General features: G+C 68.1%; 6 protein-coding genes. 1 reads left to right on the top strand and 5 read right to left on the bottom strand.

Annotated elements, in window-relative coordinates; translation table 11 throughout:
• Window positions 1-735: VOC family protein (locus EYA84_RS04235; RefSeq protein WP_236145587.1), on the top strand; the 735-nt coding region annotated here is incomplete at its 5' end.
• 108 nt (window positions 736-843) lie between these two features.
• Here EYA84_RS04235 and EYA84_RS04240 read toward each other — a convergent pair.
• The 5 genes from EYA84_RS04240 to EYA84_RS04260 all read right to left on the bottom strand — a co-directional run bounded on the left by EYA84_RS04240 (window position 844) and on the right by EYA84_RS04260 (window position 12564).
• A complete protein-coding gene (locus tag EYA84_RS04240; RefSeq protein WP_201272286.1) occupies window positions 844-1569 on the bottom strand; it encodes a thioesterase II family protein in 726 nt (241 codons plus the stop codon).
• A 105-nt stretch (window positions 1570-1674) separates the two neighbouring features.
• Complete coding sequence (locus tag EYA84_RS04245) at window positions 1675-2406, bottom strand: ABC transporter permease (protein ID WP_131051683.1); 732 nt, start codon at window positions 2404-2406, stop codon at window positions 1675-1677.
• A complete protein-coding gene (locus tag EYA84_RS04250; protein ID WP_131051684.1) occupies window positions 2393-3346 on the bottom strand; it encodes an ABC transporter ATP-binding protein in 954 nt (317 codons plus the stop codon). The genes EYA84_RS04245 and EYA84_RS04250 overlap by 14 nt, the downstream gene beginning before the upstream one ends.
• Window positions 3347-3373: 27 nt before the next feature.
• On the bottom strand, window positions 3374-9295 hold the full coding sequence (locus EYA84_RS04255; RefSeq protein WP_131051685.1) for a type I polyketide synthase: 5922 nt from the start codon (window positions 9293-9295) through the stop codon (window positions 3374-3376).
• Between the two features lie 2 nt (window positions 9296-9297).
• Complete coding sequence (locus EYA84_RS04260) at window positions 9298-12564, bottom strand: non-ribosomal peptide synthetase (protein WP_131051686.1); 3267 nt, start codon at window positions 12562-12564, stop codon at window positions 9298-9300.
• Window positions 12565-12633 lie beyond the last annotated feature (69 nt).

Here is a 12633-nt window from a genome sequence, read left to right on the forward strand (position 1 = left end):
GTGCGGGCGGGCGGGGTTGGGGGCAGGATCGGCGGCATGCTCGCGCGCTTCAAGGATCTCTGTCTCGACGCCACTGACGCGAACGCTCTCGGCGGGTTCTGGGCCGGGGTGCTCGGCGGAAGCCTGGTCGACACCGGGGACGGCGACGGGAGGGTCGATCCGCCGGCTGGGCGCTCCTCGGCCGAGTCGATCTGGATCAACCGGGTGCCCGAGCCACGTAGCGTCAAGACCCGCGTACACCTTGATCTGTGGTTGGCCGAGCCGCAGCCGACGGCGCTGCTGGCGGCCGGGGCGCGGATCGTCCGCGAGCCCGACTCGGAGATCGACTGGTGGGTGCTGGCCGACCCGGAGGGCAACCAGTTCTGTGCCGTCCCGCCCGGTGAGGATGTCGTTCCCGGGCCGTTCGAGCTGGTGGTCGACTCCGCCGACGCGGCCGCGCAGGCCGCCTGGTGGTCCGGCGTCGTCGGCGGCGAGGTACACCCCAGCGACGAGGGGTACGCGAAGATCGTCGGTGCCGGCGGGTTCCCGTGGGACTTCTGGATCTTCGACACCGTGCCGGAAGGCAAGTCGGTGAAGAACCGGCTGCACTGGGATGTCGATCTCGTCGATCCCGAGCCGTCCGCGCTGATCGCCGCCGGGGCGAGCCTGCTGCGGGAACCGGACGACACGGTGAGCTGGTGGGTGCTGGCCGACCCGGAGGGCAACGAGTTCTGCGCGTTCGCACCGCCTGGGTGAGACCGGTCGTCCGACGAGGTCCGGAGGCGTGGGGCGGTCGATGGGGTGTGCGCTGCCGTATGGGGCGGCCGGCCGACGCGTGGGTACGGCCGGGCGCCCCGGCTCCTGTCAGCTGACCGAGGCCCTCTTCCGCTGCCACATCAGCTGGATCTTCGACTCCATGAACGCGGCGACCTCCGGCCTTCGCTCCTCGACGAAGAAGTGCCCGCCGTCGAACTCGGTGGTCTCCACGGGGAACTCGGTGTACCGCTGCCACTGGTCGGTGACGACCCGGTCGTCACGGCCCTTCATCACCACGATCGGGCACTGCAACTGCGCGAAGGCCAGGTCCTGGTAGCCGCCGAGCAGTCTCAGGTCGCCCCCGATGATCGGCGCGAAGAAGTTCATGAAGTCCGGGTCGGCGAGGTTCTCCTCGCTGAGCCCGCCGTACTCGCGCAACACCCGCCTGATGCCCTCCTGGGTGTCCAGGTCGGACACCGAGGTGAAGCCCCGGTCGCACGGCGCGGCCGACCCGGAGGTGAAGAACATCAACGGCGGGTTGTCCAGGCGTTGCTGGCACAGCTTGGCCACCTCGTAGCCGATGATGCTGCCCATGCTGTGTCCCCAGATGGCGTACGTCCCGCGGAAGGAGTCGACCAGCTCGGTGAAGATGTCCCGGGCGAGCAGGGGCAACGACGCCGGCATCGGGGTGTTGGCCCGTTGTTCCCGCAGCGGGTACTGGACGACCCGGAAGTCGATCCCGTCGCTGAGCGCGAACTTCCACTTGCTGTAGTACAACGTTCCCGAACCCGCGTGCGGGAAGCACACGAGCGGGAGTTTTTCCACGATGCTCACTGGCACTCTCTCTGTCTAGCTGTCAAGCGGTTCACCCGGATCGCCACGGAGCAACGACACGGCCACGTCCGTGACACCGCGTGGCCGTGTCGCCGACCGACTCGGTCAGGCCCTTTCCAGGAACCTCGCGGCGCCGAAGAACCCGACGACCGTCCACACGCCGAGGATGATGTAACTGATCGGCCGTGCCTCGAACGTCGTGTGGGCCAGCGACGCCCGCATCACCTCCGCCATGTGGTAGATCGGCAGCACCTCGTGCACCGCCTGGACCCAGCCGGGCAGCCGTTCGATCGGGAAGTTGATCGGCGAGAACATCAGCGAGGTGAACGCGATCAGCTGCGACAGGGCCATGGCGGGCTCGGCCGGGATGACGAACGAGTATCCGTAGCCGATGGCGAAGCAGGACAGCACCATGAGCACGAAGGACGGGATGATGTTCCACGAGATCGCGTAACCGGGCGCGAAGATCAGGTGCGCGACGAAGACCGAGATGGCGATGGCCGGGATGGTGACCATGGCCCAGATCCCGACATCGGCGATCAGGAACAGCTTGCGGCTGACCGGCAGCGCCTTGACGAAGTCGATGTAGCCGGTCATCTTCGCGCCCGCGTTCTGCATCGGCACGGTGACCAGAGCCGTCATGATCAGCACGATGGTCGGTGCGCCGGTCGCGAGGTAGAGCATGCCGCTGCCATCCGGCGACGACATCAGGTAGGAGAAGCCGATCGCCACGCCGAGGGCGATCACGGTCATGATGATCGAGAAGACGACCAGGTAGCTGCCCTGCTTCCGGGCCTGGAGTTCGATCACGTACTTGAGTTTGCTACCGGTGGACACCTGCGACCGCTCCCTTGTTGCCGACGAGTTCGATGTACATGTCTTCGAGGGTGATCTCCGTGAGGGAGTACTCCGCCAGCAGGCCGCCGTCACGCTGCTCGGCGGCCCACTTCAGGGCCTCGGCAGCGAGTTCGCGCTCGAAGGTGAGGGTCAGTTCCGCGGCCGAGACCTTCAGGCTCTCGCTCCACGCGGGCCGTACGAAGCGGTCCTTGGGCACGAGGGCGACCGCTTCCAGCTTCATCCGGTTGCCGGCCGTCTCGCCCTTGATCCGGCGGACGTTGCCCTGCGTGAGCACCTTGCCCTCGTCGAGGATCGCCATGGTGTCGACAGCGCTCTCGGCCTCCCGGATGCTGTGCGTCACCACCACGACGGCCGTGCCGTCGTTGGTCAGGTCGCGGATCGCGCTCCAGAGGAACCGCCGCCGGACCGGGTCGACGTCGTTGGTCGGCTCGTCCAGGATCACCGCGCGACCCGGCGCGACGGCGGCCATGCAGAACCCGGTGAGGCGCAGGACCCCGCCGGAGAGCTTGGTGCCCTCCACGTCCGCCCACTGCATGATGTCGAGCTTCTCGAACAGCTCGGTCGTGCGGCGGTCCACCTCGGCGGCGCTGATCCCCCGGAGCTGACCCATGACCCGGGTGACCGAACGCGGCGTCAGCTCACCGAGCGGGGTCTTGGACTGGGGCTGCACCGAGCACAGGTAGCGCCCCAGGTTCCGGTTCTTCGTGATGTCCTTGCCGTCGATCACGATCGAGCCCGAGTCGGGCTTCAACAGGCCGAGCAGCTGGTTCACGATCGTCGTCTTGCCCGCGCCGTTGTGGCCGAACAGGCCGAACACCTCGCCCTCGTCGACGCGCAGGCTCACGTCGTCGTTGGCGACCGTTCGACGACCCCTTGATTTGTACGTCTTCGTAACGTGGTCCAGTTCGATTACAGCCATTATCACCCTCCTTCGACAATCAACACTTCACCCAGCGGAAATGCCGCTGGTCAGATACTCGACTTCGTCATCCAGCACACGGACCAGGTCACGCGGGTCGTCGACCCACTTGCTCAGGACAAGCAGATCCAGGCGCCCGTTGCCCACCTTCGAGACACAGTAGCAGTCCGCATAGTCCAATTTGGTCTGATCGTCCGTCAGTTGCGCCAGGGTCATGTCCCAGATCGCGTCGTATTCATCCTCGACATTTCCGACAAAGTTCAACAAGCAGGTCGGTCGGAGCGTCTTACCCATCACGGACAGCACTTTCCGATGCTTGAAAATCGACCGGACGTTCTGCACGAGGTTCAGAAAGCTCACGTTGTTCTTGTTCATCATCCGAACCTTGTCGGTGATGATCCCGTCGAGGTCCTGCATCGTGCCGCGCTCCGCCGGCACCAGCACGGGGAGGCTGCCGAGGACCATGCCCATCACCTCGGAGTAGTCCTTGTCCTCGAAGACACGCGACTGGAGCAGCATGATCAACGCCACCTTGTCGATGCCGAGCAGGCGGCTGACGAGTCGGGCGTAGAGGTGCACGACCACATAGAACAGGTCCGGCTCGGTGCCGTCGGCGGCCCGCAGCCGGTCCAGGTCGACCGAGTAACGGACGTCCCGGATCTGGCTGTCCGCGTACCGGGCCGATCTGTCCTGGATGGTCTTCGCGTACCGGACGTACTCCACCAGGTCGAACTTCTCGATCAGCTCGTCCGAGGTGATGTCGACCGGCCCCTTGGCGATCTGGTCCTGCAGGTGCCGGTAGCTCTTGGCGATCGGCATCGCCCGACTCGTGCCGGCGGCCAGCTCCTCGTAGCGCTTGAGCAGGTCACCCCGGAACAACTGGCCGGACGCCGCATCGAAGATCGAGTGGTCGAACTGGAAGAGCAGGTCGTGCGAGCTGTCGTTGTACGTGATCAGGACGACCTGGTACATCGGCTTGTCGACGACCTTGAAGTCCATGCTCCACTCGCGCTTGACGAGCTCCGCCCGCAACTCCTCCTGCTCGTGCGGCTCCAGGCCGGACATGTCCAGGCGGGGCAGCGCGATGGCCTCGGGGGCCTCGAACTCCTTCCACCGGAACCGCCCGAACGACCGGGTCAGGAAGCTGCGCATGAGCCCGTGCCGCCCGATCACGTCGCACAGCGCCTGCTGGAGCACGTCGAGGTCGATGAGCTCACGGAACTGGATCAGGTAGAGCTGGAGGCGGGACTCGGTGGCGAAGTGCTGCTTCTGCATCGCGCTGATCGGGTACGTCCACTTCACCGGCCGGGCGCCGATGGAGCTGCGCAGTTCCTCCTGCCGACGGTCGATCTCCTCGAAGACCGCGGCGTAGCCGCCCGGGTACGACGGCAGGCCCGCACGCGCCTTCAACGCCTCGAAGTCCAGGCCCGTGTCGAGTTCCTCCGGGCCACCCCGCACCACGTAGTGCGGCAGGAACTCGGGCGGCACCCGCAGCTCGGTGAACTCCCGGACCACCCGAGTCTTCAACGCGTCGTCCAGACCCGCCACGCCGAGCACGACCAGCGTGTCCTCGTCACGACCCGACTTCACCTCACGGAAGGCACACGGTGCGCCGAGGCGCTGTTCCAGGAGCGCGGCGAGGCCGTCGAAGGACATGTCCTCCGCTCCGCCGCCCTTCGCCGTCCGCTCGAGGAACGCGGCGAGGCCGGCGACCGTCGGGTGGTTGTAGACCTCCTTGGCGAGGATCTTGTAGCCGTTGCGGTCCAGGGCGTTGGTGAACTGCACCAGCTTCACCGAGTCCAGGCCGATGTCGAAGATGTCCGCGCGGTCGCTGATCTCGCTGAAGCCGAGCAGCGTCCGGATCTCGCGCTCGATCATCGCCGCGATCGCCTGCCGCGCGTCGGCCCGCCCGGGCTCCACCTCGGCATCGACCAGCTTGGCCGCCGCCTGCGCCCGCAGGAGGTCCACACCGTGGTAGGCCGTGCGGATACCGGCCTCGCGCATCCTGGGCAACAGGTCCAGGATCGAGCGGTCGGCCGCACACAGCTCGGCGAACGAGTAGAGCCGGGTGACGCCCACCTCGGCGGCGTCGCGCTCGTTGTCCGCGAACCAGGTGGTGACCTCCCGGTCCCACCCGTCCCGGTCCAGACCCGGGCGGGACAGGACGTGGCACGGGATCCGCCGGTCCCGGGCCACCTCGGTCAGCAGGTCGAGCAGCCGACGCTGGTCGAGACCGTCGGTGACGCCGTCGCGGCGGGGCGTGTCCCAGAGGACGACCTCGTCCACGGCGGGCAGCGCCCGCAACCCGGTCGAGAGCCTGCCGGCCAGCTCCTCCCCGGTGGTCCCGGTGACCACGGGCAGCACCGTGATCCGCTCGTCCACCACGCCGACCCGGGTCTCCGCCGGGTCCGCGCCGAGGTCGAACGGCAGGACCTCGACGGTACGGGCGGGATTCACCCCGGCCAGGTCGCGCACCACGTCCTCGACGTCACCGCGGCGCGTGAGGACCACCGTCCTGGTCGGCCGCCCGGCCGCCGCGTCGGCACCGTCCAGCGGGACCATCCGGGGCACGAGTCGCCGATCCCGCTCGTAGCGGACCGCGACGTCGTCGGGCCGGTGCGCCTCCAACTCCGTCTGGAGATGCTCGCGCCACGCGGCGCGTCCGGCCCGGTCGTCGAGGGACGCGTCGCACCGCACGGCCCGGACCCGGAACGTCGGATGTTCGTGGTTGACACCGATGAGCAGTGGCACGAGGTCACCGCGCGTGCCCAGGAAGCCGGCGGTGTCCAGCACCACGACGTCCTTCACGCAGCGCTCCCGCATCTCGGGGATGGCCGCGCAGAGGCCACGCAGCGTCGTCACCAGGGACGCGTACTCCGTGCGGTCCACCACGACCGTGTCACCGGCCAGGGCGTGCCGTTCCAGGTCGTCGAGCAGTCGCGTGAGGTCGTCGTCGTGGCCGGGGCGGATCACCGCGCCGGACTGCCGGTCGAACCGGTACTGCGCGCCGAACGAGACGTAGAGCGTCCGCCAGTGCGCGACCTCGTCCAGTACGCGCCTGATCCCACGGCGGTCGTCGGTGAGGACGATCAGGACCTTCGGCTGCTCTTTCCCGGTCGAGGACGGACGCACGGATCGTGACCAGGCAAGCTGTGCGGCCGGTGCCGGCCCGGTCGCGGTGACGGCGCCGGTGACGGCCCGCCGGGTGGACTTGACGGTCGCGACGCGCAGGCCGCCGTCGGTCTCGCCCTCGACCAGCCGCTGAAACTGCTCTATGTCGACCGGATACTCGACCTTCTCGAACGGGTACAACGGCAGCGTCACCTTACGCGGCGAGCGACCACTGTGGAACGTCGTCCAGTCCAGTGAGACTCCGTTCTCCCAGAGCTTCCTGACCGCACGGGCCAGGTGCTCCTCGTCCCCGATCTCCTCCATCCGGTGACGCAGCATGTTCACCGTGGTGACCTCGGTGTCCCGGGCGATGGCGCGCACGAAGGAGGACAGCGCCTTGCCGGGTCCGACCTCGACGAACAGGGTGCCGCCCCGCTCCAGGATCGCCTCGACGCCGGCAGCGAACCGGACCGTCTCCCGGGCGTGCGAACAGTAGTACTCACGGTCGGTCGCCTGCGTCGCCGTGATCCACGTTCCGGTCACGTTCGACAGGTACGCGATCTTCGGCTGGTGCAGGGTCACCTGCTCCAGCACCTCACGGAACCGGACGAGCATGGAGTCCATGTACTGCGAGTGGTAGGCGTGGTCGGCCTCGATGTGCGAGAACCTGATCTCCCGCTCCGCGCATTGCCGTTCGACCTCGGCGATCGCCGCCGGGGTGCCGGAGACGGTGCAGTCCTCCGGGCCGTTCACCGCGGCGATGGCCAACTCGTCGGTCAGCATGCCCCGGACCACGTCCTCGGACGCCCGCACCGAGGTCAACGCGCCCTCGACCGTCGTGTCCATCAGGCTGCCCCGGGCGTGGACCAGACGGATGCCGTCCTCCAGCGAGAACACGCCCGCCACGTACGCCGCCGCCAGCTCACCGGTGCTGTGCCCGATCATCCCCTTCGGCTTGAGGCCCCACCCGATCAGCGTCCGGGCCATCGACGCCTCCAGCATGAACAACAGGATCTGGGTGGTCCCGATGTTGTTCAGCTGCTTCTCCGCCGCCGGGGAGTCGCCGAAGAAGACCTCGCGGGGCAGATCGTTGCCCTGGTCCGCGCTGATCGTGAAGCACTCGTCCAGGTGCGTCCGGAAGTCGGGTTCGGTCTCGTAGAGGCCACGGGCCATCCGCAGGTGCTGCGCGCCGAGACCGCTGAAGAGGAAGTAGACGTCGCGACGCGCGTTCTTGTGGACCTGCGCGGGTGGTTCCTCGGTGTCCAGGGACTCCTGGATCCGCTCGCGCAGCTCCTCGACGTTCCCGAACTCCACGGCGTACCGGAAGGCCAGGCGGCGCTGGCGGTTCTGGAGGGTCCAGGCCAGGTCCGAGCCGTCGATATCCGGGTACGCGGCCAGGTGGTCGACGAAGTTCCGCTTGATCCGCCCGATGGCCTGCGCGGACGTCGCCGAGACGACGAACGTGTTGTACGCCCGCCCCTTGCCCGAGACCGGCCTCGCCCCGGGTGCCTCCTCCAGCACCACGTGCGCGTTGGTGCCGCCGATACCGAACGAGCTCACGCCCGCGCGCAAGGGCAGCACCTCGTCGGTCTTCGACCGCTTCGGCAGCAGCTCCTGCTTCTCCGCGACGACGTAGAACGGGCTGCCGTCGAGGTCGACGTTCGGATTCAGCTCCTGGAAGTGCAGGCTGCGCGGCACGGTCCGGTGTTGCAGGATCTTGCACGTCTTGATCAGGGAGGCGACACCGGCGCCCGTGTCGAGGTGGCCGATGCTCGCCTTGAGCGAGCCGAGCCCGGTCGTGCCCGGCGCACCCGTGCCGAACGCCTTGCGCAGCGCCTCGACCTCGATCGGGTCGCCGAGCGAGGTGCCGGTGCCGTGCGTCTCGATGTAGGACACCTCGGCGGGGCGGACGTTGGCGACACGATAGGCCTTGCGGATGACCTCGGCCTGTCCCTCGATGCTCGGCGCGGTGTAGCCGACCTTGCGGCTGCCGTCGTTGTTGACCGCCGAGCCCTTGATCACCGCGTAGACGTGGTCGCCGTCGCGGAGGGCGTTCTCCAGGCGCTTGAGCACCACGACACCGACGCCGTTGCCCTCGACGGTGCCGGCCGCGTCCCGGTCGAACGGCCGGCAGTGGCCGTCCGGCGAGTGGATCATGTTCTCCTGGTAGCGATACCCGTTCTTGTGCGGCAGCGTCAGCCCGCTCCCACCCGCGAGCGCGATCTGACACGACCCGGTCCACAGGTTGCGGCACGCCATGTCGATGGCGACCAACGAGGTCGAGCACGCCGTGTGCAGCGTGAACGCCGGTCCCTTCAGGTCCAGGGCGTAGGCGATCCGGGTGGCGGCGAAATCCTTGTCGTTGAGCTGCATGCCGGTGAACGTCATCCCGGATTCCAGGATGTGGCTGGTCAGGGTGTGCGTCTCCCAGGGGAGGTTGTTGGTGGCACCGAGGAACAGCCCGATGGCCTCGGGCCGACCCTCCGCCGAGTAGCCCGCGTCCTCCAGGGCGTGGAAGACCTCCTCGTGCAGGGCACGGACCTGGGGGTCGAGCAGGGTGGCGTCGGCCGGGGCGTAGTTGAAGAACTCCGCGTCGAAGTACTCGATGTTCGGGAACACACCCTTGGCCCGGACGTACTTCTCGTCGGCGAGCGCTGCCCTGGCCACGCCCACCCCGACGAGCTCGTCATCGGTGAAGCGGGAGATGGCATCGACGCCCTCGACCAGGTTCGCCCAGAACCGGTCGATGTCCTCGGCCTGCGGGAACCGGCCGGCCATGCCGACGACGGCGATCTCCAGGCCGGTGTCACGACGCGTGACGGCCTTGCTCTGCGGCATGGTCAGCGCTCCTCTTCAAGCTCGGCGGCGAGTTCCTCGGCGAACTCGTCCGCGATCTCGCGCAGCAGCGCGCTGGCAGCGAAAGCGTGCTCCTCGTCCTGCTCGGCGAAGGCGTCCTCGGCGTCGGCGTCGTCGGTGGGGGTGGCCGGTTCGTCGGCGCTGTCCGCGCCGTCGAGATAGGCGGCGAGGGAGGCGATGGAGGTGTGCTGGAAGAGCTGCACCAGGGGTACGTTCCGGTCCAGCGCCTTGCGCAGCCGGTTGTTGATGGTCAACAGGTTGAGCGAGTTGATCCCGAGATCGAAGAAGTTGCGGTTCACGTCGATCGTCTCGACCGGGACGAGGTCCGAGATGATCTCGAAGAGGATCCGCGTCACGTCGGAGACCGGTCCGAGGTCCGGTGCCTCGGGGCGGGACTCCGGCTCGGGGCGGATCTGCGCCAGCCGGGTACGGTCGACCTTGCCGTTCTTGGTCAACGGAATCCGGTCGAGCTGCACCAGCCCGGCGGGGATCATGTACGGGGCGGCCTGCTGCGCCATGCCCTGCCGCACCACCTCCGGTGCGATCCGCGCACCGGCGACGTAGTAGCCGCGCAGGCTCTTCTCGCCGTCCACCTCGACGCAGATCACGGCGGCGTCCTCGACATGCTCGACGGACCGGAGCATGCTCTCGACCTCGCCCAACTCGACCCGGAAGCCGCTGATCTTGACCTGGTCGTCCGCTCGTCCGAGATAGTCCAGCGACCCATCGGGCAACTCCCGCACGAGGTCACCGGTGCGATAGAGACGCCGGCCGGACAACGCCGGCACCGTGACGAAGGCGACCCGGTCGAGGTCCGGCCGGTTGTGGTAACCGGTCGACACGCCGTCACCTCCCACGCACAGCTCGCCGATCGCGCCGGGCGGCAGCGGGTTGAGGCCGCGGTCCAGGACGTGGGCAGAGGAGTGCGCCAGCGCACGGCCGATGGGGATCCGCTCGCGGCGGAGATCCTCGTCGCGGACCTGGTACGTCGTGGAGAACGTCGTGTTCTCGGTGGGACCGTAGCCGTTGGTGATCCGCAGGCCCGGGCAGACGCCGCGGACCTTCGCGAGGTGCTGGACCGACAACGCGCTGCCGCCGACGACGAGGTGTCCCAGCCGGTCGAAGATCGCCGGGTCGTAGTCGCACAGCTGGTTGAAGAGCGGCGCGGTGAGCCACATGGCGGTCACCTCGTTGCGCTTGATCGCCTCGCGCATCAGGTCACCGTCGAGCACGTCCAGCTCGTCGGCGAGTACGAGGGTCGCGCCGAACAGCATCGTCCCCCAGATCTCGAACGTGCTGGCGTCGAAGGCGGGCGAACCGGTGAACATCAGGACCTGACGGTCGTCGAAGTCGAAGAACTCCTGGTCCGCGAAGAGACGCATGATGTTGCGGTGCGTGATCTTGCAGCCCTTGGGGTTGCCGGTGGAGCCCGACGTGTACATCAGGTACGCCGTGGCGCCGTTCAGGTCGCGCCGCCCGGGAAACGGGGGCACCTCCCCGGCCGGCTCCTCGACGAGCAGCGCACGGGCCCCCGCCGGCACCCGGTCGGCGAACTCCGCCACCGTGCACAGGTCGCGTACGCCCGCGTCGGCGACGACGTACTCGATCCTGGGCTTGGCGTCCTTGGTGTCGATCGGGACGTAGAAGTTCCCGTTCTTCAACAGGCCGAGGATCGCCACGATCAGTTCCGGACGGCGGTCCGCGAGCACGCCGACCCCCGCGCCCGGCGCCACACCACGGCTCCTCAGCTCCCAGGCCACGGCATCGGACCAGCGGTCCACCTCCGCGTAGCTGAGCTCCCTGCCCCGCCACACCAGCGCGGTCCTCCCGGCGTGGGTCGCGGCACGCTCGGCGAACACGTCCACCACCGACGAGTCCAACATGCGCGAACGAGGACTCCCCAGCGCCGGGGCATCCACCGCACCGCTCTCCCACAGGGCGATGTCCGCGACCCGCGCCCGCGGGTTGCGCACCGCCGCGGTGAAGACGTTCAGCAGACAGCGCTCCAGCGACCGGATCAACTCCGGCGCGTAGGCGTTCTCGTTGTAGACGAACGTGATCGCGAAGTCGGCGCCGGGGTTGACCACGATGTGCAGGTCGTAGCTCGTCCGCTCGAAGACCTCCACCCCGTCGAACGCGAGCCCCTCGCCGCTGTCGCCGGCGAAGTCACGCAACTGCTCCGACAGCGGGTAGTTCTCGAAGGCCACGACGTGGTTGAGAAGCCGGTTCCGCAGCGGGGTGAGGCCCTGGATCTCGTGCAACGCGTAGTGCTCGAAGGCGCTCGCCCGCAGGTACGACTGCTGCACGTCCCGGCACAGGCCGGTGAAGTGCTGGTCCTGCGTGGTCGTCACCCGGACCGGCTGCGTGTTGCAGAACAACCCCACCGCGTCACCGACGCCGGCCATCTCGATGCCGCGCCCGGACACCACACTGCCGAAGACAACGTCGTCGGCGTAGGTGAACTTCTGCAGCACGACACCCCAGGCTGCCTGGAAGACGGCGCTCTGGGTCACCCCGGCCTTCTGTCCGAAGAGTTTCAGCTCGTCGTGCAGCTCGGCGGGGAGCGTGAACCGGTGGGTCACGCCACGGTAGCCGCCGGGACGGGGGCTCGCCGGCAGGACCGCCTCGTTCTCGTAGCCCTCCAGCGCCTCCGCCCAGTACCGTCGGGCGTCCTCGTCGTGTTGCCGCTCGTACCAGGCGACGTAGTCGCGGTACGGCATCGCCTCGAGCTGCGGCTGGTACGCGCCGGATCGGGTCAGTTCCTCGTAGTAGCCCATCAGCGTCCCGAACAGCGGGCTCAGCGACCAGCCGTCCAGGATGATGTGGTGGAACGTGAACACGAGACGCCAGCGGCGGTCGCCCAGCCGGATCAGGGTCGCCCGCAGCAGGACGTCCGCGCTGAGGTCGAAACCCTTCGCGCGGTCGGCGACCTTGAACTCCTCGACGTCCCGGTCCTGGTCGCCCCGGTCCCGGTAGTCGAGGACGTCGAGCTGCGGCGCCCACTCCTTCAACACGATCTGGTACGGCTGGTCGGTGTTGCGGTACGAGAAGATCGTCCGCAGGACGCTGTAGGTGCGTGACACACCCGCCAGCGCCGTCCGCAGGTGCGCGACGTCGACCTCGCCTGAGATCACGAAGTCGAACTGCTCCACATAGGCGTCCGAGCCGGTGTCCACGGCGTGGCTGAAGAGCATGCCCTTCTGCATCGCGGCCAGGCCGGAGATGGACTCGATGTTGTCTTTGTCAACCATGAACCAGGCTCTCTACTTGACACTGACGCGGTGCTCAGGTCGTGGTGTCCGGCGGCCGGCGCCCGGACG

The organism is Verrucosispora sp. SN26_14.1 (assembly GCF_004307965.1).
Classification (GTDB): Bacteria; Actinomycetota; Actinomycetes; order Mycobacteriales; family Micromonosporaceae; genus Micromonospora.

Bases quoted from the DNA above. Each gene is read 5' to 3' on its own strand.
- EYA84_RS04250 (WP_131051684.1), bottom strand. From the start codon at position 3,346: ATGGCTGTAATCGAACTGGACCACGTTACGAAGACGTACAAATCAAGG.
- EYA84_RS04255 (WP_131051685.1), bottom strand. From the start codon at position 9,295: ATGCCGCAGAGCAAGGCCGTCACGCGTCGTGACACCGGCCTGGAGATC.
- EYA84_RS04260 (WP_131051686.1), bottom strand. From the start codon at position 12,564: ATGGTTGACAAAGACAACATCGAGTCCATCTCCGGCCTGGCCGCGATG.